The sequence below is a fragment of the Paenibacillus sp. FSL E2-0190 genome, assembly GCF_037992965.1.
Classification (GTDB): domain Bacteria; phylum Bacillota; class Bacilli; order Paenibacillales; family Paenibacillaceae; genus Paenibacillus_AQ; species Paenibacillus_AQ odorifer.
The window spans coordinates 5,226,627-5,252,515 of record NZ_CP150306.1 but is presented as its reverse complement, the minus strand read 5'-3'; the positions used below and the strand labels follow the sequence as shown (position 1 = coordinate 5,252,515).

Here is a 25,889-nt window from a genome sequence, read left to right as displayed (position 1 = left end):
AAAAGGAGGCTCAACCGATGACTTATCCATTTCCGGAAAACTTCCTGTGGGGCGGTGCGGTAGCCGCCAATCAGGTCGAAGGCGCCTATAATGAGGGCGGGAAGGGTTTGTCCACTGCTGATGTAGTCAAATATTGTCCTCCTAAGGAACGGCAGAGCCTGGAACAGCTATTGTCCATGTCCGGCCCACAGCTAGAAGAGGCCATACAGGATGATAATCAGGGGAATTACCCCAAACGCAGAGGGATTGATTTCTACCACCGCTACAAAGAAGATATCGCCTTGTTCGCTGAGATGGGTTTTAAGGTATTCCGTATGTCCATCTCCTGGCCACGTATTTATCCGAATGGCGATGAGCAGGTACCTAACGAGGCAGGATTGCGTTTCTACGACGATGTTTTTGATGAGTTGCGCAAATATAATATCGAGCCGCTGGTCACCATTTCCCATTATGAAATGCCGGTGCACCTAGTCACCAAATACAACGGCTGGGAATCCAGAGAACTGGTTGAACTGTTCGTCCGTTATGCGGAGACTGTGTTCACCCGTTACCGGGATAAGGTGAAGTATTGGCTGACTTTCAACGAAATCAACTGTACGCTCAAAGCGCCGTTTCTGGGCGCAGGGATTATTCTGGATGGCAAGTCAAATGAGAAGCAGATTGCTTTTCAGGCTTTGCATCACCAGTTCGTAGCCAGTGCGCTTGCGATTAAGCGGGGCCGGGAGATCAATCCGCAGTTCCAGATCGGCTGCATGCTGGCCCGCAAGCTGCTCTACCCATATTCCTGTCATCCCGGTGATGTGCTGAAAGCACAAGCTGAGAACCAAATGGCAATGTTCTGCTCCGATGTTCAGGTTAGAGGCTATTATCCTTCTTATATCCGCCGGCATTTGGAGCAGCATGGAGTGACAATAACCATGTTGCCGGGAGACGAAGCTTTGCTGCGGGACAATCTTGTGGATTTTCTTTCCTTTAGTTATTACATGTCCTCAGTAGTCAGTGTAGATGAGAATATCACGGCCACCACGGAAGGTAACCTGTCCTCAGGGCTGAAAAATCCCTTCCTGAAAACTTCCGATTGGGGCTGGCAGATCGATCCAAAGGGGCTGCGGTTTGTGCTCAAGGAGATGCATGACCGCTACCAGCTTCCTTTGTTCGTAGTAGAGAATGGTCTGGGTGCTGCAGATGTGCTCGAACTGGATGGCACGATCCGTGATCCATACCGGATAGAGTATCTGGCACAGCATATTGAGCAGATGGCGGAAGCCATTGCCGATGGCGTGGAGCTGATGGGCTACACCAGCTGGGGCTGTATTGATCTGATCTCGGCTTCCACCTCAGAGATGCGCAAGCGGTACGGCTTCATTTATGTTGATCAGGATGATGCAGGCAATGGAACGCTGCTGCGTCTGCGTAAGGACAGCTTTTACTGGTACAAAAAGGTCATAACCTCTAACGGTGCAGATTTAAGCTATTAGTGCGGGGTTATAGTTCTTGTTCATTTTTTACGAAAACCTTGAGAAATCAAGGTTTTTTTGTTTTTTTAATAGGGAATAGAGATCGTGTGTGCTTCTTCTTATAACGAAGTTTTATCAGGGAAGGCATTACAAGACAAGGCGATCTCGATTGCCCAAACGTACATGTACTTTCGTACATTACCAACATGTAGGTTAAATCTTTATAATAGAGGAGAAGGAGGGTCAGCCAAGTGAAAGAAAAAAAAGCCGGACTATTGTTCATCGATGAATTGTTTGCGTCCAGATTGCCGCTTTTGATCTGGGTATCCATTGTATATATTGGCACTATGTTGCTGCAGTTTCTTAAGGACCCTCAAATATTATCCAGTTCGATATTTACAGGCTTATTCACGGTCCATATTTTGCTGCACTGGAACTCCTATCGAATCACTAATAAGCAATTTTGGTTTTATTTTTCGGCACAAGCAATTTTAATTTATCTTTGTGCAATTTTGATGCCGCAGGGGTACCAAGCAGTGTTGATGGGATTGCTTCCGGTCCTGATTGCCCAAAGCCTTGGTTTTTCATTTCGGATAAAAAGAATCGTCTTCGTTGCCCTTATTAGTATAATTTTGTTTTTTGATTCATCGCTTACCGTGGGCGATACCGATGAATTGATTGTATTTATGCCATTATTTGTTCTGATGCTTGTGATCGTTTTAGCGTATACATTATTGTTTTTTCAACAGGTTCGCGAGCGTCTCAGAATTCAGAATTTTTTGCATGATCTAAAAGAGGCCCATAAAAAGGTAGAGGAGCTGACACTGGCCAATGAACGCCAACGAATGGCTCGGGATCTGCATGATACGTTGGCGCAGGGAGTGGCTGGATTAATTATGCAGCTCGAAGCCGCGGATGCCCATATGACCAAGGGTAACACAGAGCGTTCTCAAGAAATTGTCAGACAGTCTATGAAGCAGGCTCGCACAACCTTAGCCGAAGCTCGTAGAGCAATTGACAATTTGCGGGCGAAATCAGCTTCAGAGATTGATTTTAGGGAAGCGGTCGATTATGAAACACAGCATTTCGGTGAAGCTACAGGTATCGTTGTAACCATGGATTTTAAGCTTACCAGACGGTTGTCTAGAGTAATGATGGAACATAGTTTACACATTATAAAAGAAGGTCTGACCAATATCGCCCGTCATGCCCGGGCTGACAAGGTGTGGATTACCCTGTCCGATCAAAATGAGCGGCTTTTTATAGAAATCAGAGACAATGGTTTGGGATTTAACACAGACGCCATCGGCAAGGATGCCGGACACTACGGTTTACTCGGGATTCAGGAGCGGGTAAGGCTGATTGGAGGAGAATTGAAGGTGCGCAGCAGTTCGGCTGGAACAAGCATTCAGGTTGAGACATCATTTAGTGAGGGAGACCCTACATGACGCAAGTGAAAATTCTGATCGTAGATGATCATTTTGTTGTTCGGGAAGGCTTGAAGCTGATCCTGGAGACGGATGAACAGTTTCAAATTGTTGGAGAAGCGGTAAATGGGCAGGAAGCTATAACCCTTATAGATGAAGTGCGACCGGACGTGATCCTGATGGATTTGAATATGCCGGTCATGAGCGGACTGGAAGCCATGAAGGTATTGAGGGAGAAGAACAACTCCGTTCCAGTTATTATTTTGACGACTTACAACGAAGATGAATTAATGATTAATGGACTGGCCTTGGGTGCGAGAGGTTACTTATTAAAGGATACGAACCGGGAAAATTTGTTCAGGAATATTGAATCGGCGATAAGAGGAGAAACCTTGCTCTCAGCAGAAATCATGGAGAGAGTGATTTCTGCTCGCGAGCAGCAGAAGGCTTCGGCTCCGATTCATAAAGAAGTATCCTTGTTATCCGATAAAGAAACTCAAATTCTGCAAAGTGTAGCGCAGGGCTTCAAAAGTAAAGAAATCGCCTTTGATTTGGGAATCTCAGAACGTACTGTAAAAGCTCATCTGACGAATGTTTACAACAAGCTAGGGGTAGATTCGCGATCGCAGGCAGTGGCGGCCGCTTTGGAACGGGGGATTTTACATATGTAATTTTGAACATGCGAAAGAAATCTTTCGCATGTTTTTTTTGCGGACTAATGGGCTGCCCGAAAGGGCAGAGCGTGTCCGCCCCTTTGGACGATGTTAGCAAGACTTCTCTTCTATAAGATAAAGGCATAGAGAAAAACATTAGTATAGAGGAGACGATACTGAAATGGCCAAATTATTGTACCGGCTTGGGTTCTGGTCGGCGAGCAACCGCATTAAAGTCATTCTAGGAAGCATTGCCATCCTGCTGATCTCGGCAATCGTAGCTCTTTCGATGGGGCCTAAGCTTCATGAGGGAACTACTATCCCTGGACTGGAGTCCATAAAAACGATGGAACAGATGTATCAGGAATTTCCCTCCATGGTGGATAACAGCGGCAAAATTCAGTTGGTGATGAAATCACTAACGGATGAAACCTTATCCTCAGAAATAACTAAGCAATTAATTGGTGCACAGTTAGAGGAAGTGGCTAAGGATCCGGCGGTCACAGCAGTAGTAAGTCCTTATGACAATCATTCGGTAAGTGCAGATGGCAAAATTGGCTATGCCACCATCTCATACAATACTCCAGGTAGTGATGTTACAGAAACATCAAAGGAACGTGTGCTTGATGTGGCAGGTATTTTGCGTGATGCCGGCTTACAAGCTGAATTAACTGGCTCTGGTTATGTGAAAATGGAGATCGGCGGCGTTACAGAAGGGATAGGGGTGCTCATTGCGCTTCTTGTTCTCACCGTTGCTTTTGGATCCGTTCTGACGGGGATCTTACCGATTCTTACGGCAGTCATTGGTCTTGGTACCGGCGTGATGTTGATCATCATCGGCTCGAATTTCTTCGACACCCCTTCTTTTGCTCTATCCCTGGCCAGCATGATTGGTCTGGCAGTGGGGATCGATTACGCGTTGTTTATTATCTCAAGATATCGGCAACAGCTTGCCGAAGGTTATGAGAGAAAAGAAGCAATTGCGATTGCGAACGGCACGGCAGGGAGTGCGGTTGTCTTTGCAGGCATAACGGTTATTATCGGTCTTGCGGGAATGTCGGTGATTGGTATTCCTTTTCTTACCGCAATGGGTTTAGCCGCTGCGCTTTGCATTTTCGTGGCTGTTCTCATCGCTATTTTTATGGTTCCTGCTATCCTCGAAGCGATGGGAGGCTTGATCAAAGCCAAATCGAAAAAAAGATCCAAAGGTTCAACCCGCAACAAAAAGAACGAGACTCGAGGTAATTTATGGGGGAGTTTTGTTACCGGGCGCCCATGGTTGGCTGTGATCCTTGGTGTAGCATTGCTGGGCACTATTGCAATACCTTTCTTCAACATGGAGACAGGCACCATGGATGATGCGCAAAAATCGCCGGAATTAACTGAGCGGCGGGCATACGATCTGATGACAGAGGCATACGGTGTTGGGTATCATAGTCCGCTCGTTATCCTAGCCGAAACTGATGGTGGACAAGATGCTGCAGCCAATCTGTCTGGGGCGCTGGAACAACTTAGAACCTATCCTAACATTGGTACGATTGCTCCTGCTGTTCCTGGTCCTTCCGGAAAGATTTCTTTGATTCATGTGATTCCGGCTACCGGTCCTGCAGATAATAAAACGGTAGATCTGGTTAAACAAATTCGCAGTCAAGCAGCAGAAATCGAGAGTCAAAATCATGTGAAACTGAAAGTAACCGGGAGCACAGCCGTAAATATCGATATCTCTCAGAAGCTGAACGAGGCGCTGCCTGAATTCTGTATCATCATCGTTGGCTTGGCTTTTGTTCTTCTAGTGATGGTATTCCGGTCCATCCTGGTTCCCATCAAAGCGGTCCTGGGATTTATTCTTTCTTTGGGGGCTACATTAGGTTTCATTACCTTCGTCATACAGGATGGACATTTGCAAAATGTGTTCCATTTTAATGGGCAAGCTCCCATACTCAATTTTCTCCCAATCATGGTCGTCGGCATTTTGTTCGGACTTGCCATGGACTACGAAGTTTTCCTCGTCAGTAGAATGCGGGAAGAATTTAAGAAAAGTGGGGATGCCAAAAAGTCCGTTCTGGCCGGTATTCATCACAGCGGCGGGGTAGTTACAGCTGCAGGACTGATCATGATCTCTGTTTTCACGGGATTCATGCTGGCAGAAGATCCGAACATCAGGGTGATGAGCTTTGCACTTCTCTTTGGGGTTTTGTTCGATGCTTTTGTTGTCCGGATGCTCATCGTTCCCGGTGTAATGACTTTGCTGGGAAAATCAGCGTGGTATTTGCCGAAGTGGCTCGATCGCTTGCTTCCTAACCTGGATGTAGAAGGTGAGGAAGTGATGAAGGCGGTTGAGAAAAAACAATTAAGACTAGTGAGGGATCCTAAAACCAACCTCTCTACTGAACTCCTAAAATAAGTGGATAGTGAGGTGTTGCTCGATGACTCACCTTTCCGTGGTCGTACCTATTTTTAATGAAGAGGAAAATATATACGATCTTTACTTAAGTATTACTGAAGCATTAAGAGGGAGAATTGAGCATTACGAAATCGTACTGGTGAATGATGGAAGTAGGGATCGTAGTGCCGTGCTGTTAAATGAAATCGCACAGATGGATCAAGCGGTAAAGGTCATTCATTTTGAAAAAAACTACGGGCAAACGGCAGCCATTTGGGCGGGGATGAAAAATTCCCAGGGCGAACTGATCGCCCTTATGGATGCAGCGCTACAGACAGATCCACGGAACATCTTTAGATTAATGCCTTTCATCAAGAAAAGAGATTTTGTAAATGGAAAATGGGCAGATCATAAAGATACGTGGTTTAAGAAAGTTTCTTCAGGTTTCGCGAAAAAAATCCGTAATTGGATTATTGGAGGTTCAATTTATGATATAGGCTGTCCTATGAAGCTCTTCAAAAGGGAGGTAGCTGACAGTTTCTATTTATATAATGGAATGCACCGCTTTTTGCCCACGGTGGCTAAGATGAACGGCTTTTCAGTTATTGAAGTTACGGTAACCTATCAAGCGAGGAAACACGGAAACTCTAAATATGGGGAAATCAATCGTGGCGGTATGGGTTTCATGGATGCCATATTGATTGGCTGGCTCAAAAAGAGAGTCATTCTGTATCGGATTAAGAGATAATTGGATTTAGAGAACGTTATGTAAATTTAACAAGAGACATCACGGAGAATTCCATACGATGTCTCTTTGTTTGTTTTAAGGCAGTAAGCCGTCTTATGGCTGACTATTTCTTTAAAAATTCCGAGAAATTCTCCTGAAAATCCAGTGAATGAATATCTTCCCGGAGATGGTGGTGGATTAGCGGGCCGATTTTGGCGGTTTCTTTTTGCACCATAAGCTCAAGAATGGATTGGTGTTCGTTCCAGATTTCTTCCAGCTTGTCGGTCTTAAGCATGTGCAGTCTGCGGTACCTGAGATAATGCACATTCGACTGCTGGATCAGAGTCCACAGATACTCACGTCCAGCAAGCCTGTACAAGGCCCGGTGAAACTCGTCATCTAAATTAAGGAAAGAATCTACAGCATTCTCCTGCCCGATGATCTCTTTCTGTTTCTTAAGAATTTCTTTAAGCTCGTGCACTCCTGGTAGTAAAAGCTGTGCAGAAAGATCCTTGAGGATCTCCTTTTCCAGTGTGCAACGCAAGTATGTGATTTGTTCAACAGATTCAAGATCAATAAAGGAGACAATATTACCTTTTTTCGGATAGATATCGGTATAAGATTCCAGTGCAAGCTGTTTGAGAACATCACGCAACGGCGTACGTGAAATCTGAAACCGCTCAGACAAGGCTGTTTCACTCAGAATGGTGCCTGGCTTTAACGCCAGCGTGAGGATTTCTTGCTTCAGTGTGTTTAGAATTTCAGCTTTAATTGACATTTCTGTTCCTGCTTTCAATTGTTAATGACAGATACAGTACTAGTATACATGATAAGTTCGTTCATTAAAATCATTGGGATGAAAATAGGGTGGATATTCCTTGATTTCAGGATAAAATTCCTGATCAAATTGTGATTGACAAAGAATTGTTCTTATTCTATGATCAAGTAAATCTTGTATACAAGATAGTTGAAAACGAATTCACAGGAGGGTTTATCAATGAACATGACGTGGAGATGGTATGGCGAGGGCAATGACAATATCACGCTGGATCATATTCGGCAGATTCCGGGTGTTATGGGGATTGTCTGGTCTTTGCATGAGAAAGTAGCCGGAGAAGTGTGGGAAATGGAACGGATCCAAGAAGTGGCGGATCAAATCACCAGCAAGGGTTTCAGCACGGCTGTAGTAGAAAGCGTCAACGTTCATGATGATATCAAAATCGGCTTGCCGACCCGTGATAAATATATCGATATTTATATCGACACCATTCGTAAACTCGCCAAGGTTGGCGTTAAGGTGATCTGCTATAATTTTATGCCTGTTTTCGATTGGACCCGCACAGAGCTGTATAAAGAGTTGCCTGATGGCTCGAATGCTCTCTTTTATGAAAAGGCTGCCATTACCGATAATCCGCGTGAGATGGTGGACCGGATTCTGAAGGGAGCTGGAAAGTTCACGATGCCGGGCTGGGAGCCGGAGCGGCTGGCAAAGCTGGATGAGCTGTTTGCGGCTTATGCGGATGTGACAGAAGATAAACTGTTCGACAACCTCCAGTATTTCCTGGAACGCATTATTCCAGTATGCGAGGAAGTGGACATCAAGATGGCTATCCATCCCGATGATCCGGCTTGGCCGATCTTTGGACTGCCGCGTATTATCCGCAATCGGGATATGATCCGCCGCTTTCTGGATTTAGTGGACAGCCCGTACAACGGTTTGACGTTCTGCACAGGGTCACTCGGCACGAATCCGGATAACGATCTGCCAGCGATGATCCGCGAGTTCCATGATCGTATTCATTTTGCCCATATCCGCAATGTGAAGGTATTTGAGAACGGTGATTTCATTGAGGTGTCGCACCGTGGGCGTGACGGAAGCGTTGATGTGGCCGAGGTGGTCAAAGCCTATCATGAGAACGGATACATTGGTTATGTGCGTCCGGATCACGGGCGGCATCTGTGGGGGGAAGAGAAGAACTGCCGACCGGGTTATGGCTTGTATGATAGAGCTATGGGCATCATGTATTTGCTTGGTGTCTGGGATAGCTTGGATAATGTCAAGGAGGCAAAATAAATGCTGCATCTGACCAGAAGCAGTATCCAAGGGGAAAAAGCAGCTTGGAAAGCTGCTGGAGTGGAGCTTCCGCAGTTCGACTATGAGCAGATAGCAAACAATACACAGCTTAAACCGGAATGGATTCATTTCGGTGCAGGTAATATTTTCAGAGGATTCGTGGCAAATGCTCATCAGAAGCTGCTGGATGGCAGGAAGTCGGATACAGGTATTATTGCGGTGGAAACCTTTGATTTCGAAATGATTGATAAAGTCTACAAGCCCTACGACAATCTGACCCTTTTAGTGCTGATGAATGCTCGTGGTGATTTCCAGAAAAGAGTAGTCAGTAGTATTGTGGAGGGAATCGCAGCGGACAAAAACCGCGAAGCGGAGTACCGTAGATTGATCGAGGTGTTCGAGAATCCCAGCCTGCAAATGGCTAGCTTCACCATCACGGAGAAGGGATACTCGTTGACGGATCCGCACGATAAATATCTTGGCATTGTGGAAAAGGATATTGTGAGCGGACCGGAGCATCCTGTTCATGTCATGAGCATTGTTGCTTCGCTTGCTTATCGAAGATATCTGAAAGGCCAATATCCGATGACCTTTGTCAGCATGGACAACTGCTCACACAATGGCGACAAGCTGAAGAATGGTGTTGTGTCCATCGCTAAGGAATGGGCCCAAAGAGGACTTGTTATAGAAGACTTCGTGCATTATCTGGAAGATGAACGAGTAATAACCTTTCCCTTGTCCATGATCGATAAAATCACACCACGTCCTTCGGAGAGTGTACAGGCAGCGCTTCTGGAACAGGGAATTGGTGATATGGATGTGATCATTACCTCCAAAAACACATATACCGCTCCTTTCGTAAATGCTGAGATCAGCGAATATCTTGTAGTGGAGGATAACTTTACGAACGGACGTCCACCACTAGAGGAAGCCGGAATTATTTTTACGGACCGGGAGACAGTCAACAAGGTGGAGACGATGAAAGTAACGACCTGCCTTAATCCGCTGCATACGGCGCTTGCTGTTTCCGGTTGTCTGCTTGGCTACACCTTGATCGCGGATGAGATGAAGGACGATACTTTGCGGAGGTTTGTGGAGATAATCGGTTACAAAGAAGGCCTGCCCGTCGTAGTGGACCCGGGGATTCTCAGTCCAAAGCAGTTCCTGGACGAAGTCCTTACGGAGCGTTTTGCCAATCCATTTATCCCCGATACTCCGCAGCGGATTGCTACAGACACTTCGCAGAAGGTAGGTATACGGTTTGGTGAAACTATTAAATCCTATATTCGACGGGAGGAGCTCGATCCAGCGCAGCTAACGGCGATTCCACTGGCTATCGCTGTGTGGTGTCGTTACTTACTTGGAGTGAATGATGCTGGAGAAGTCTTCACATTGAGTTCAGATCCGTTACTAGAAACACTGCAAGGTTACCTGCAGGGAGTTTCGCTTGGAGACCAAACTGCAAGTGTGCGCCCCATTCTTGAAGATGAGCGACTTTTTGGGGTTCCGTTGTACGAGATTGGTCTAGGTGATAAGATTGAGATTATGTTCCAAGAAATGATGGCAGGCCCAGGAGCGGTACGGAGAACATTAGAGCACTATTTAAAGTGAAAGCTAGGCAGTTAAGTAGATTTGAATTAATATAGAAGAAAATAAAGCGAAAAAAGTCCCGAGGCAATCAATCGGGGCTTTTTTTTGTATGATTTTAAAAAATCCAAACAAAGTGTGAAAAGAATCTTATGTAAAATGAGAAGGACGAAAGTTAAACTAAACACATGACGAATAACCGGTGTTCGTCAACTGAGCGACGAATTTTGAGGGGGTTCAACACCATGTTCAAAAGAAAAAAAAGCTGGGCACTTGTCATGGCTTCGGTCATGTTGGCTGGAGGCGTGTTAAGTGGTTGCGGAAGCAGTAACAATAACAACAACTCGTCGAATGCCAGTCCCCAGCCAAGCAGCTCGACTAGCGACAGTGGTACTGAAACGAAAGATTCCGGCAAGAAGACAACGCTTACGTTCTGGGCTGCGGCTACTACGCCGGACCGTGATGTATTCTGGCAAAAAGTTACGAAGGAGTTCATGGCTGAGCATCCGAATATTAAAATCGAATACTTGGGCGTGCCTGGAGATTTGAACGGTTATATACAAAAGCTGAATGTCGCTATTGCTGCTGGACAAGGGCCGGACCTGATCAATAACTTTACGTCCGACTTTATTGCACGCGATGTGCTTGAGCCAATCGATTCTTATTTCGATAGCTGGGAAGGAAAGGACAAGATCACAACGGGTTCGGTTACCTCAATGAGAGCAGCGGATCCGGTTGACAAGAAGTTATATGGATTGCCTTATGGCGTTCTGCCTTGGATGGAATGGATTCGTTCGGATTGGCTGAAGGAATCAAATCTACCGAATCCGGACACATGGGATCAATTCTTTGACAACGCACAGAAGTTGACTGACAAGTCCAAGGATCGTTACGGATACTCTATACGGGGTGGAGCCGGAAGTGCTACCTCGCTGGAATATCTTATGTACTCATACTCGGGAATTACGAACTATTTCACGCCAGAAGGCAAAGCCACGATCAACGATCCACTGAATGTAGAGTTTCTGGAGAAATACTTGAGCGGTTATAATGTCAATACACCTGAAGATGACTTGAACAAAGGTTGGACGGAATTGGCTGCTTCGTTCCAGTCCGGCAAGGTAGGTATGATTTTCCATAACCTTGGTTCCGCAAGCGCTCACAGTAAAGCATTCAATGACGATTTAACCAAGTTTACAGCTGTTCCATTCCCTATGGGTGCCAAAGGCTATCGCGTTCACCCCGGCGTTACACCATCGGTGATGATGATGACAAAGAACTCCGAGAATAAGGAAGCAGCATGGGAATTCATGACGTATTTCGTAACGCACAATGATAGTGAGTACGGAGAGCTCTATGGCGAAATTCCGACTTATCTTGATGCTTTGGATGCTGATTGGATTGTAAACGTGCCTTACGTGAAGACGGGCGCAGACCTGATGAGCTCACCGGACACGAAGTTTACCGATAATCCCGTTTATCTGCCGGGCTATAACAAGGTTCAGACGAATATGGAGCCTATGATCCAGAAGGTAATGGCCAAAAAGATGAGTGCCAAAGAACTATTGGATGAATGGGCAAAGCAGCTTGAAAAAGAAAAAGCAAGTTTTGACTCTTCGAAATAAAACAGTTAATATCCCCGAACAATAAATAATCTCAGCAGGCGGGCTCTTGACGATACTTGGGCCGCCTGTCTTTTGAATGACAACTCCCTAATGATTAATGCCACTAATTGACAGCGTTTTCATCACCTGCAAATGAACAGGAGGTAAGTTATGAAAAGAATTAAGAGTGTCCTTATTGCATTATGCGCTTTATTGCTCATCCCGATCGTACCTGAAATCGCCTTTGCCGGAGAGACCAACACGGCTTATGCCGCTGCGAACATTAATGATTCCTTATCGGCTAATATTTACTCCCCGACGGATTTACGAATGGCACCTGCCTCTAATACGGATACAACCGTAGTGTTAGCATGGGAGAAACCGCTATTTTATTCCAACATTACTAAGTACAATATTTATGACAGTGATGGAACCCGGGTTGGTTCGACGGACAAAACTTACTATAAGTTTTTAGGATTAACTCCAGAGAGGACATATACCTACACGGTACGAGCCCAGGATACATCTGGCAACGAATCTTTAGATAGCAATACGGTCCAAATCACAACTAAAAAGACGGGCATCAGGTTTAATGTTAAGGATTATGGAGCATCCGGAGATGGCAACACATTGGATACCGTGGCAATTCAAACCGCGATTGACGCGGTTACTCCAGGAGACACTTTATACTTTCCACCCGGGAAGTATGTGACTGGCGGATTGTTCCTGCACAGCAATATGACTGTATTTGTAGATGCAGGGGCTCAAGTGATGCCTAGTTCACACAAGGCTGACTTCTTGCCGTTCGTAACGGCCAGACACAGTATTGAGGAACCCGAGGCTTATCAAAGTTTATTTAACGCCGGAGTTATGGATCATGACAAGTACGATGATTATAGTGTAACTGATATTACATTCCTTGGACCCGGAACAATTGGTGACGAGGAGAGCGGCTTGAAGCTGCGTGAGGAATACGATAACGACAAGGTTGAAGTTGGAACAACCTACGGTGGTGGACATCTGCTATCTTTTAATAACGCACACAATGTCTATATCGATGGATTGAAAATCCGCAATGGAATGATGTGGACCGTAGTACCTGTATACAGCAAAGACATCACCGCCTATAACCTCGATATTAACACCACGCAACATAATGGAGACGGCTTTAATCCGAATTCTTCCGAGAGCGTTTACATTTTGAATTCTACCTTTCAAACCGGGGACGACGGCAGTGCAATTAAATCCGGGATCAATCAAGAAGGCCGGGATATCGGCAGACCCTCCAGATTTATTTATTATCGCGGAGATACCTTTAGTGGTGGACACGGCGGGGTCGTTATCGGAAGCGAGATGTCTGGCGGAATAAGCGACATCTACGTGGAAGACTGCAATCTGATTCCCCTCGACGTCAAGTCGAACACTGTGGCACCGGGCTTTAAGATCAAAACAAGCACATCCCGGGGCGGCTACATTCGGAACATTCAAGTGAGGGATTCGCTTATCAACAAAATTGATCTGAATTCCAACTATGACAAGCTTCCTGTTCCTGATATTTACCCACCGGACATGAGTAATTTCCGGTTTACCAACCTGCGGAACAACGATATCTCTGGAACGGATAACATTATTTCGTTGACAGGGGCAGCCTCCACTTCAACAGCTGATAACGCTTTGAAGAATTTGCAGTTCATTAATTGTGCTTTTGCTAAAGCTCAATTAGCCTACACGGAGAATATCTTTTTCACCAATAGCAGCTTGCCCAAAGGAATTAGCGCTACGAACAGTGCGAATATCGTTCAGGATGGTGTGGTCGTAACTGATAAAGCCTTCCCGGTTCACGAGGATTTCACTGAATACAAAACCGGGGATACGCCGGGCGGATATTGGAGTGCTTCGAGCTATGCCCCGGGTCTGATCACTATTGCGGCGGACGGAGATTTGAATCCGAACAGTATTTTCCTTAATGACCAGGATAGCGGTTATGTAAGTGCATCCCGTGGTTTTGGTTCGCAGACGGGAACCTTATCGGCAGAAGTGCATATGAAGTTCCCGGCCCCTCCCAACTTAACGAACGGTGTGCCGAACGGTACTTATGCGAACAAACCTACCTCGAATAATCGGGTATTTCAGCTGCTCGGATCGAATGGTAAAGTAGCCGTCTGGTTAAACACTGAGAATTCAGGAGCATTAAGTTATGTCATCAACGGAAAAACATCTCCTATCATCATTCCTGCGATCCCGCTTGATAAGTGGTTTACAGTCAAGACTGTGGTAGATTTTCCAAACAAGCTTGTGGATGTTTATTACAACGGAACGAAGGTGTTAAGCAAACAGCCATTCTATGATTCAACCCTGGCGATGGCGGATATTAGCACCTTCAAATCCATAGGGCCTAATAATAATACGACAGTGGCATCTCAAGTTTACTTGGATAATCTGTACATTAGTGCTTCTGAGGAAGCTACCAGCGGTTATGGAATCCAGCTAACACACTCAGGTTCGACGAATTCAATCTCCGATAAAGGAGGGCGTTTAACCTTTAGTGCCACCAAAACTACGGGAGAAACTTCGCAGGTTACATGGGCTGTCTATAATAGTGATCTGACCCCTACAGATGTGGCTACAATCGACGATAATGGAGTACTGACCGCTAATAGCAATGGTAAAGTCATCGTCGCAGCGACGATGAATGACGGAACAGCGATTATCGGATTGATGCCAATCACCATAACAGGACAAGAAACAGTTGTTGGCTATAAGTCCTTACAGGTAACGACCGCATTAGGCACGAAGCCTAATCTGCCGAATCAGATGCCGATTTTGAGAGAGGATGGAGCGGTAAGTTATGCTCCGGTAATCTGGGATTTAGTTCCGGCGTCTGAATATCAGCAGATAGGAGCATTCACTTTACAGGGTACAGTAACGGGATATTCAGCAAGAGCTGAAATTCAAGTGGAAGTGGTTTCGGCTGGCATGACCGGTTATCGGCCTGTCATCGCGACAACTGCGAAGGGCATCGCACCGAGTTTGCCAGATCACGTAACGGCGATCTTCAATGATCAAATGACCAAATCTCTGCCAGTGTCCTGGGAACCCATCTCTCCAGACTTGTATGCGGATACAAATATTGACGGGTTCAAGGTTATGGGTACGGTACAAGGGTCGGACCTACCGGTTACTGCTCATGTATATGTTCTGTCTGATATCGCTCCAGACGCGAAGGTTATCGTCGTTGCCGCAGATGGAAGCGGAGATTATAAAAGTATCCAAGCTGCTGTCGATGCAGTCCCGGACCAGAACCGCAATCGCATCATTATTTTTGTGAAAAACGGCTTGTATTATGAGAAGGTTCTTATTCCAGATACCAAGCCTTACATCTCTTTAATGGGTGAGAGCAAGGATGGAACGATTCTCACCTACGATGATAATCCGAAAAAAACGGCCCCGGATGGTACCTCGTTAGGTTTGGGCACTTATACGGATTATACGCTCATGATTAAAGGCCATGATTTCTATGCCAAGGATCTAACGGTCATTAATTCCTCGGGTTCCGGAGCAGGTCAATCCGTTGCCGTCGACGTATATGCGGATAAAGCTTTTTTCGAAAATTGCAACATCATCGGTTATCAGGATACACTGTTAACCCGCAATCTGACCGATAACGCGGATCCTAACAACTATGCCAATAATGCAATCATTCAATCCTATCGTTCCTACTTCAAGGATTGTTTCATCTCGGGTTCGGTAGACTTTATCTTTGGTCCGGGTATTGCTGTTTTTGATAACAGCGAGATTCATTCCAGATTGGCTGGGCATGTGACGGCAGCTTCCACTCCTGAGGGACAGGAGTATGGCTATGTATTCCTGAACAGCAAAGTGACCGGCGAAGCGTTGCTTTCGTCTATATCCGCTGTTGATTTGGGAAGACCATGGCGTCCATATGCGAAGACTGTATATCTGAACAGCTATATGGGAGATCACATTGCTCCAAGTGGCTGGAACAACTTCGGCAATTCAAAAAACGAAGCAACCGCATATTACGGTGAATATCAAAGCTTTGGTCCGGGAGCAAATCCGCAGGCTAGAATGAACTGGACCCATCAATTAACGGACACGGAAGCCGAAGCGTATACATTGCACAGTATTTTCAGCGCAACGAGTGCGATCAACGGGAGAGAGGATTGGGATCCTACCCAGCTCGCTTCCGACAATCCAATCGAATCGCTTCTGCCAGTTCATGTTGAGACACCAGTAGGTGTGGCTCCTATTTTGCCAACAGTTGTAGGCGCTGTTTATGCAGATGAAACAGTGAAGCAAGTGCCTGTCGTTTGGGAAGCAATCAACCCTGAGTTATATGCGGTAGAAGGGCGATTTACAGTTACGGGCGCTGTCTATGGCACGGAGTTAAAGGCCGAAGCCAAAGTTACTGTTCGATCGGGAAGTTTTTTAACCGGACCGGGCTCTGTGGAGAAGGGGCAGTCCTTTGAAGTCGTATATGGCATGTCTCGTGTTACAAGTGATGTATATGGCTTGGATTTGACGCTGAACTACGATCCTGAGCAAATTCAGTTCTTGGCAGCGGAATCCTTGCTGGATGGAATTCGTGTCATCGATTCCTTTGATAATGAGGGACAAACACGGATTCTCATGGCAAGCACAACCCCAGGGGTTGGCATGAGCGGCGATTTGCCGAGAATTCTTCAACTTCACTTCACTGCAAAAGATGTAACGGAAGCGACGGTTGCTTCATTAGAAGCGACCCGCATTATTATGAGCGATGGCGAAGGTAATGAATCTTCTGTGGAAGGCACTGCTTATCAGGTTAACATTACTGTGACTGATACAGGTTCGGGAGATGTCATTAGAACAGCACTCCAGTCTATCCTTCACGAAGCCGCCAGCACTTTGGCGTCGGCATCGATGGGTACACTTTGGGGGCAATATTCGCAGTCAGCTATTGCTATCTTTAAGGATGCCATTGCGAACGCAACCGTTGTCTTAAACGACAGCGATGCTACACAAGAGGAAGTGAATCTAGCGGCTCAAGATTTGTCTACTGCACTTCAAAAGCTCGCTACAGTGATGAATCTCGAGGCCGGCATGGATGATCTTCTTCTTCTGAGCTCCAAATATGGCATCACTTCAAGTGATAACGGTTGGAGTGAGGTAAGTAGGTATGATCTGAATAAAGACCAGCAGATCGACATCGTCGATCTGGCTGGAATGGCCCGTAAAATCACTTCAAATTAAGTTTGCTAAATCTGGAGGGCGCTGACTCAACGGCAGCGGCGCTCTCTCCTATCTTGCTATTGAAAGGGTGGATGAATCGAAATGGCTAAACTCAGAATCGCGATGCTTATGCTCCTTGTCTTTTTTCTAGCGAGACCTGTGGTAACGCAGGCTAGTAGTGAACCCAACTTCCAAACTGTGTTATCAAAAGAAAGTCCTATCCTCAACAGTACCTTTACTGTTGAGATTGCAGCGAACCTAATGACGGATTTGTACGCGTACGAGTTGAATCTGACCTATGATCGCTCAAAGCTGGAGTTCGTGAGTTACACAGCAGGCGAGGGCGGCTTCAACATTGACGCCCTATTGACGAATAACGGCGTGCGGCTAGCGCATACAGAGCTTGAGAAGAAATCTGGCAAGAACGGAGATCTAAAACTGGCCACAGTTACTTTCAAAGCGCTTGAGAGTGGCGATGTCAAAATCGTTCTATCCCGTGTGAAGTTAGTAGATTCGCAACTGTCTGCGGTTAACTATACCCCTGATGCATCGGCGATCGCGCATATTGTTAGTATCGATGACAACAACGGAAACAACGGAAACAACGGCAATAACGGTAATAATGGAAACAACAGTAACAACGGAGCGGAAGGAAACGGCAGTTCGATCCAGCCTACAACTCCGAGTAATGTCAACGGTTCTACGATCAAACCGGTGATTCGTTATGACGCAGCTGCACAATCTGTACAATCAACCGTGGATCTAGAATCACTGCAGAAAGCTCTTAACCAAACTACCGCCAACGACAAAGGAGTAAAAAAAGTAATCATTGAAGTCGAGTCGAAGCCCGGGGCAAAAGAGTACGTTCAGACGATTCCAACTTCGGCTATATCCAATGATGTCAAAAAGGCGGAAATTGAAATTGTAACACCACTGGCTAACCTCACTCTCCCTGATAATATGCTGCAAGCTGGGGTTACCTCCAATGAACAAATAAGTCTTCATATCACAAGTGTTGATCCTAAATCCTTGCAGCCGTCCGTGCAAAACCAAATCGGCAACCATCCCGTCATTCAAGTAACTTTAACGTCGGGTGGCAAGATCATAACCTGGGATAATCGCCAAGCTCCGGTCACAGTCAGCATCCCCTACGTTCCTACTGCACAAGAGCTGCTTAATCCAGAGCATATCGTTGTGTGGTATGTAGACAGTCAAGGGAAACTTACTTCGGTTCCTAGTGGTAGATATGATGCGAAGTCCGGTCGCGTCAGCTTTAAGACTACACATTTCAGCATGTATGCAATTGGTTATACGAATAAATCCTTTAAGGATCTTGAGTCTGTGGCTTGGGCTAAAAATCCGATCGAGGTTATGGCTTCCAAGGGAATTATTAGTGGTGTGTCCGATACAGAATTCCGCCCATCTCAAGCTGTTACTAGAGCCGACTTTTTGGTATTGCTCGTTAGGACGCTAGAACTGAGCGGAAAAGCTGGAGATACCTTCGCGGACGTCCCATCCCAAGCTTATTATTACGAGGCCGTTGGCATTGCTCGGGCACTTGGCATTGCGGAAGGCTCAGGAGACAACTTGTTCAAACCGCTTGAGCCAATCACCCGTGAGGACATGATGGTCCTAACCGCCAGAGCCTTGAAGGCGTCAGGTCAACAGGTTACAGGTGGAGATACATCCGTGCTTCAACCGTTCAGCGATGTTGCGAAGATTTCTGCCTATGCGTCTGAATCTGTCGCAAGTCTAGTGAAAGCGGGTTTGATTCACGGGAATGGCCGCCAAATCGAGCCTAAGTCTACGACGACACGAGCGGAAGCAGCTGTGTTAATGTACAACATATATAACCTCTGATAGTATTCGTGCACTTCTATTCTAAGGAGGAAGAAGATATGAACAGGACCGCACCCTGGGGGCAAGAAGACACCATAAGCCGAAAAGTAACGGCTATAGCCATAATCGTGGCGATGATAATGAGTCTTTTATATGGTTATTCTCCGCGAACCGCTGCGGCCGCTGCTGCCAGCTGGCAGGCGAATACCACTTATACGATCAACGATTGGGTCATCTATAATGATCTGGAATATCAGTGTATACAAGCACACACCTCGGAGGAAGGGCTGAAACCTTCAATTGCGGTGGCGTATTGGGCGAAGAATGGCAAGCCGATTCCGGGCAAGCTTGAAGCCGAGAACTGGGACAGCATGCAAGGGGTTCAGAACGAGGCAACCACGGATACTGGAGCCGGTTTAGATGTGGGCAATATTGAAGCCGGAGATTGGCTGGAATACAAGGTAAATGTGGCTTCCGCAGGAATCTACACCGTAGATTTTCGTCTTGCTACGAAGTATTCAGATAAGGAGCTTCAATTGCAAGATAGCAGAGGAACTGTTCTGGCAGCGGTTTATGTGCCAAATACGACCGGTTGGCAAAAATGGACGACCGTAAGTGTGTCGGCAAATCTGAGTGCGGGTCCGCAAACCCTGCGCATCACGACGAATACCGGCAACTTCAATATTAACTGGATGATGTTCACTGATGTATTATCAGCCTCGACCCCGACAGGAGTAACCGGCAAGGCTGGTGATACACAAGCGATGCTTAATTGGCCGGCGGTTACCGGAGCGATTTCGTATAATGTGAAGCGTAGTGAAACAACTGGCGGGCCCTACGAGCTGATTAAGAACATGGATTCCAACCGGTATGTAGATAGCAAATTGATGAACGATAAAACCTATTATTATGTCGTCAGTGCAGTAACCGATTCCGGCGAAAGCCCAAATTCCATGGAAGTAGGCATCACGCCAATTCTGCTACCCGACATACCAGCTGCTCCGACAGGGTTGACGGGAATAGCAAGGGACAGCCAAGTGACCCTGAAATGGGAGTCTGTCGAAGGTGCGGAGCAATACCATTTGCTCAGAAGGGATGACGGAGGGGCTAAGTATTCGGTCATCGCGTCGGATTTGACGGCAACCCAATATAACGACGCCGGATTGACTGACGGAATGGTATATGAATACACCGTTCAAGCTCAAAATGCGGGTGGCTTAAGCGAAAATTCGGTCTCCGCTAAGATTTCTCCAGTTACCCCTTTAGCGAAACCAGCTGGATTGATTGCTGTTCCTGGTGATGCCCGCGTGGATATAACATGGAACCCTGTGCCGGGAGCCTCCTCGTACTCAGTGAAGCGAAGTGTAATATCGGGGAGAACGTATTCGGTCGTGGCTAGCAACCTGACCGCTCCGGAATTTACTGATAGCACCGTACACAACGGAACGAATTATTATTATGTTGTATCTGCCTTAAGTGCTCAGACGGAAAGTATGAATTCCGATCAAGCACGCGTATCTCCGGTTCATTTCCAGCAGGGGGTACCTTCTTCGCCGAATGAAGTAACAGCACAAGCGGGAGTTAGCAAGGTTAACTTGCAGTGGACCGAGGTTGCTGAGGCTGATTCATACCTCGTTAAACGGGCGGCTTCGTTGGCGGGACCCTTTACAACGATCGCTAGCGTAACCCAAACAAACTATCTGGACAACAGCATAACAAACGGTCTGACCTATTATTATGTTGTATCTGCTGTTAATGCGAGGGGCTCGGGAGCAGATAGCCTGATCCAAATCGCCACTCCAGCTAAAGTAATTGTAGTTGCGAAGGATGGAACGGGAGATTATACGACCGTTACGGATGCTCTGAATTCGATTCCAACTGGGAATTCGACCCGGCGGGTGATCTATATCCAAGACGGTATCTATCATGAAAAGGTAGCCGTGCCGAATTCTAAGCCATTAGTTAGTTTAGTTGGTGAAAGCAGAGACGGAACGATTTTGACCTATGACGATTATGCTAATTCCGGAATAGGTACTGGAAACAGCCACACGTTGTTAGTTTCTGCCAGCGACTTTACGGCAGAAAATATGACGATTCGCAATACTTCGTTTGAGAGAGGAAATGTAGGTCCCGCAGTCGCACTTAACGTAACGGGCGACAGAGCAATTTTTACGAACGTTTATCTGGCAGGGTTCCAAGATACCTTGTACGCAAACGGCGGGCGACAGTACTTTAACCGATGCATAATTGAAGGGGACGTCGACTGGATCTTTGGGAATGCTGCGGCTTATTTCTACGATTCGGAGATTAAGTTCGTTGGTGGCTTTGGCGGTCATATGACGGCAGCCTCTACGGATGAGAAAGCTGAGTTTGGCTATGTTTTCATGAACTCGCGATTGACCCGCGGTACTTCTTCTTTGAAGGAATCGGTGACTCATGATCCTTGGAGACCGGAATGGGATATCGACACTAAGCTGGCTGCTACTAACGGTTTGCTAGATCTGGGTAGACCTTGGAGAGCTAACGCCAACGTGAAGTACATTAATACCTGGATGGATGCGCATATCAAAGCAGTAGGTTGGGATAATTGGGGAAATCCTTCTAACGAATCGACGGCGCGGTATGGTGAATACAACTCTTCGGGACCAGGTGCCAATGCGAAGGGCCGCTATCGCTGGTCGAGCCAATTGACATCTGACGAAGCCAATCAATACACCGTTCAGAATGTGCTGAAAGGAGCGGATGGGTGGGATCCTACGCTGTTCGGCACGCTTCCTGGGCATGAACAGAATGAACAGCAACCTGCTTCTCCAACCGGACTGAGTGTGACTTTCCCGAGCGGTGTTGATGCGACATTAGGCGATTCTCCCGTAGCTCTGTCGTGGAACACGGTTGAAGGAGCAAGTTCTTATCGTGTCTATCGCGGAAGCGAAGCGGGTGGTCCTTACTTGCCGATTGTATCCGATCTGATTCCGTCATCCACTTCCCCGCTGGCAACGATCCAAGGTGAGGATTGGACAGCGATGTACGGTGTCAAAACTCAGAATACGAGTGATGAAGGCGGAGGTCTAAATGTCAGTTATATCGATCCGGGAGATTGGATGGATTACGCGATACAGGTTCCTGCGGGTGGATTCTACACCTTGGATCTGCGCGTCTCTGCTCCGGACAGCGGTAAACAGCTTCAATTAAAGAGTGGGAATGGCAGCGTGCTGAGCACCGTAGATATTCCGCAAACCGGTGATTGGCAGAGCTGGACAACGGTCAGTGTGAATGTCAATCTTCCCGCTGGGAATCAAACTTTACGCCTTTATTCCGTAACGGGGAGCTACAACTTGAACTGGCTCCGCTTGACGGAGGGAGTGAAAGATAAGGTTCAATATTCGGATATGGTTGTGAACACAGGAGCTCCTTTTTATTATGTAGTAACTGCTGTGAATGCCAATGGAGAGAGCGTCTATTCAACTGAAGTATCTTTGTCTTCAGCTCCGGTGAAATTTGATCGTAATCATGAGAATCAAGCGGATCTGACTGTATCTGTTAAACGCTCGGGAGACACAATGACGGGAATTATGCTCGGAACCCATGCACTGAATAAGGGGACCGATTACACTGCCAATGGAAGTATTTATACTCTTCGTGATGTCTTCTTGTCTCAGTTGCCGATTGGAAAAAATACACTAACTTTCACTTTCGCTTCCGGTACTAAAATTCTGTTAGCCATAGAAGTTGTGAATTCCACCATGCTGCCGGGACAGACCCTATCGAACATACCGACACTGGAGCTTTATAGCCTTGAGGGGGTAGCTCCATTTTTGCCAAGCATCGTTCCCGTTCAATTTACGGATGGATCGGAGAAAGCATTGGCTGTCGTGTGGAGTTCAATCGATCCAGCTAAGTATGCATCTGTGGGGAACTTTACTGTGCAGGGAACTGTAACGGGCACCGATGTAAAGGCGACTGCGAAGGTTAGCGTCAAATCCGCGGATTCCGTGGGGGTTGTAACGGGCGGGGATGACTTGCAAACGTATCAAAAAGATCTGCCATTCGATATGCCAGCGATTACGCTTCCAACATTTCCAAACGTAGATTTTAATATTGAAGATTATGGCGCTGTTGGAGATGGTATAACCAAAAATACGGCGGCATTCGCAAAGGCAATTGAGGCGGCTACACTGGCAGGTGGAGGGCGTGTCGTCGTACCTGCTGGTGTATGGCTGACAGGAAGTATCCAAATGGCAAGTAATATTGATCTGCATGTAGAGGCTGGTGCACTCATTCAATTTAGTCCCGACTATGATGACTACAATTTGGTGAATGCAAAATATCAACCGATGCTGGCGGCATCGGGGCTCAGCAACATCGCGATCACAGGAAAAGGTGTTATCGATGGCAATGGGCAATATTGGCGTTATGTGAAGAAGGGCAAGGTCACAACCACGCAGTGGAATTATCTGTTGTCCTTGGGCGGAGTGTTGACCGATAACGGCAGTGTTTGGTATCCGTCTCAACAAGCTGTTGGGGTATATCGTCCTATCATGGTCGACATCTATAATAGCAGCAATGTGTTAGTTGATGGACCTACCTTTATGAATTCACCACAATTTGCGACTAGCTTTACGAAGATTCGGAATCTGGTGATCCGTAATTCAACGGTCAATAACGACGCTTGGTACCAGAACGGAGACGGTCTTGATGTCACTTCTTCGCAGAATGTTGTTTTATATCACAACACGGTGAATGCCGGAGATGATGGAATCGGGATGAAGGCCAGCTATGACCCGAGTCCGACAAACGCTTTGTCCGAAGTCGTAATTGCCGACAACATTGTTTTTCGTGGCCATGGCGGATTGTCTATCGGAAGTAACACATCCGGAGGCATTCATAACCTTGCGGTTCGCAACAATCAATATATCGGAACGGATAATGGGATCAATATTAAAAGTTTTGTTGGTGGTGGTGGTCCTATCGAGAATATCTATATCGATGGTCTCCATATGCAGAATATTGGTTATACGGCATTATCCATTAATGATTTCTATACGGGGCACAGCGAAGCAGTGGATAATGCGCAGCTGGGAGTCGATAACCGGGTTCCAGAGGTTAAAAATATCCACATTCGTAACGTTACGGTGGACGGAGCTTCGGAAGCAGTGTCCATCGATGCACTGGCCAATGTGCCTTTGCGTAATGTGGAGTTGACCAATGTAAAAATGTCGACTCAAACTGGATTCGTGTCCAGTAATACGACTGATATTCATTTCAATCATGTTCAGATCGTTCCGGCGAACGGAACCCTCTATACCATGAACAATGCAGCCGATATTTTATTGAATGACGTTCTTTGTCCGCCTGGCACAAGCACCTTTATCCATTTGAAGGGATTCGCGAGTAATATCCTATTGCAGGATACGGATTTTTCGCAGGCGGGGATACCGTTTCACTTGGATTCAGGCATAAGTCCTTCAGTTATTACGGTCTCTAATCCGGGTTCCATTCAGATTCCTAAAGCACCCGCAAACGTAAGTGCAACTACGGGCAGGGCCGAAATCTTGCTACGCTGGGATGAGGTTGCCGGAGCTGATTATTATGCAGTGAAGCGAAGCGTAAATAGCTCAGAGGGGTATGTAACCATTGCCTCCAATGTCACGGACAGCACTTATTTGGACAATGCCGATCTTACTGCTGGTAATTATTATTATGTGATTACGGCAGTTAATGTTGGAGGTGAGAGCGATAACTCTAACGAGGTCAGCGCGATTGTAAATGCTCCGTCCTTAAGTCTTCCCTATGCTACGGTTATGGGAGAAGGAACAACGTTTGCCGGCCAACAATTTGGTTTGGTTTATGGCTTAAATAATGATTACGTTACAGAAAGTGTCAGCACTGTTGTTTATGGTCAAGAGTTGACGTTTGAATATGACCCGGACCTAATTCTTTACGATTCGGTAGAATGCTTAGCGGATGAATGGGGAGTGGAATCCGTCGATAAGGATGAGGTGAATGGAAAAATCACAATCAAGCTCGCAAGCACTGGAGCGGGTATCCTTCCAAGCGGAGACATGCTCAAAATGCTCTGGCATTCATCAAACCTGAACTATGCCGGCGATAAGACGGCCTATCTTCATTTGCACCCCGTTTTGATTGCCGATGGTAGCCAAACGGTATCAAAGCTATCTAATACGATCTATGGCATGAAGATCATGATAGACAAAACGGTCCTGGCCAGCAGGGTTGATGTAGCGAAGAGCCTTACGGCAGATCAATACAATCCATCCACTTGGTTAATCTTGCAAACCTATCTAACCTCTGCGAAAGTGATTCTTGCTGGATCGCAAGCTACACAGAATCAGGTGAATGCAGCTGCCTCGAACTTGCAGTTGGCTATGGATGGGTTAGACGGCGCCTCGGACAAATCGGCTCTGGCATTAAAGATTGCTATAGCACAAGCAACATCCGATTACGCCACTATTGGCAGTAAATGGGGGCAATATACGAAGACGGTAGTGAATGAGCTTAATAATGCAATCGGTAAAGCTATGCAGGTCGTGAATAATCCGAACGCAACTAAGGTTTCTGTGGAGCAGGCAATCATTGATCTGGATGCGGCGCTGGCAACTTTCTTGAGCTCGGCCAATCCAGCAAGTATCGGTGATTTGGCTATTCTGTCCGCTCATTACGGTATAAGCTCCGCACATACGGATTGGATCCGATATCAGATTTATGATCTGAATAAAGATGGTCTTTTGGATATTGTGGATCTTGCGGCGTTAGCCCAGCTTATTCTACATCCATAAAGTAGCCAAAGACGAGTCCCAATCAGGGGCTCGTCTTTTTTTTGAGAAATTGAATAAAAACAAACAAGGTTTGATAAAAAACAAACCCATCTCTTCGAGCTAGGAGTTA

General features: G+C 46.4%; 12 protein-coding genes. 11 read left to right on the top strand and 1 reads right to left on the bottom strand.

Translation table 11 applies throughout. The features are described from left to right. The first annotated feature begins 17 nt into the window (after nt 1–17). The 5 genes from ascB to NST25_RS23085 all read left to right on the top strand — a co-directional run bounded on the left by ascB (nt 18) and on the right by NST25_RS23085 (nt 6,668). Entirely contained in the window at nt 18–1,478 is a 1,461-nt protein-coding gene (gene ascB / locus NST25_RS23105) for a 6-phospho-beta-glucosidase (RefSeq protein ID WP_076279256.1), read from the top strand. A 230-nt stretch (nt 1,479–1,708) separates the two neighbouring features. Then, a complete protein-coding gene (locus NST25_RS23100; RefSeq protein ID WP_076279255.1) occupies nt 1,709–2,905 on the top strand; it encodes a sensor histidine kinase in 1,197 nt (398 codons plus the stop codon). Then, entirely contained in the window at nt 2,902–3,555 is a 654-nt protein-coding gene (locus NST25_RS23095) for a response regulator transcription factor (RefSeq protein ID WP_076218827.1), read from the top strand. Before NST25_RS23100 ends, NST25_RS23095 begins: the two co-directional genes overlap by 4 nt. A 163-nt stretch (nt 3,556–3,718) precedes the next feature. Continuing rightward, nucleotides 3,719–5,941, top strand: a complete 2,223-nt coding sequence (locus NST25_RS23090) for an MMPL family transporter (protein WP_340392567.1) — start codon at nt 3,719–3,721, stop codon at nt 5,939–5,941. Nucleotides 5,942–5,963: 22 nt separating this feature from the next. Next, on the top strand, nt 5,964–6,668 hold the full coding sequence (locus NST25_RS23085; protein ID WP_340392565.1) for a glycosyltransferase family 2 protein: 705 nt from the start codon (nt 5,964–5,966) through the stop codon (nt 6,666–6,668). Between the two features lie 103 nt (nt 6,669–6,771). Here the strand turns inward: NST25_RS23085 and NST25_RS23080 are convergent, their stop codons facing one another. Then, nucleotides 6,772–7,425 carry a GntR family transcriptional regulator gene (locus NST25_RS23080; protein ID WP_076279252.1) on the bottom strand — a complete coding sequence of 218 codons (654 nt, stop codon included), beginning with the start codon at nt 7,423–7,425 and terminating at the stop codon, nt 6,772–6,774. Nucleotides 7,426–7,644: 219 nt separating this feature from the next. Between NST25_RS23080 and uxuA the strand changes: the two genes are divergently transcribed. The 6 genes from uxuA to NST25_RS23050 all read left to right on the top strand — a co-directional run bounded on the left by uxuA (nt 7,645) and on the right by NST25_RS23050 (nt 25,780). Further along, nucleotides 7,645–8,721: a mannonate dehydratase gene (uxuA, locus tag NST25_RS23075; protein ID WP_076128893.1), complete on the top strand. Its 1,077-nt coding sequence runs from the start codon at nt 7,645–7,647 to the stop codon at nt 8,719–8,721. Continuing rightward, complete coding sequence (locus NST25_RS23070) at nt 8,722–10,332, top strand: mannitol dehydrogenase family protein (RefSeq protein ID WP_340392563.1); 1,611 nt, start codon at nt 8,722–8,724, stop codon at nt 10,330–10,332. It abuts the gene before it with no gap. 221 nt (nt 10,333–10,553) lie between these two features. Then, on the top strand, nt 10,554–11,933 hold the full coding sequence (locus NST25_RS23065; protein ID WP_076128897.1) for a sugar ABC transporter substrate-binding protein: 1,380 nt from the start codon (nt 10,554–10,556) through the stop codon (nt 11,931–11,933). 150 nt (nt 11,934–12,083) lie between these two features. Then, entirely contained in the window at nt 12,084–17,165 is a 5,082-nt protein-coding gene (locus tag NST25_RS23060; RefSeq protein WP_339188095.1) for a pectinesterase family protein, read from the top strand. A gap of 81 nt (nt 17,166–17,246) precedes the next feature. Then, nucleotides 17,247–19,004: an S-layer homology domain-containing protein gene (locus NST25_RS23055; RefSeq protein ID WP_076279248.1), complete on the top strand. Its 1,758-nt coding sequence runs from the start codon at nt 17,247–17,249 to the stop codon at nt 19,002–19,004. Between the two features lie 38 nt (nt 19,005–19,042). After that, on the top strand, nt 19,043–25,780 hold the full coding sequence (locus tag NST25_RS23050; RefSeq protein ID WP_340392562.1) for a pectinesterase family protein: 6,738 nt from the start codon (nt 19,043–19,045) through the stop codon (nt 25,778–25,780). The last annotated feature ends 109 nt before the right edge of the window (nt 25,781–25,889 follow it).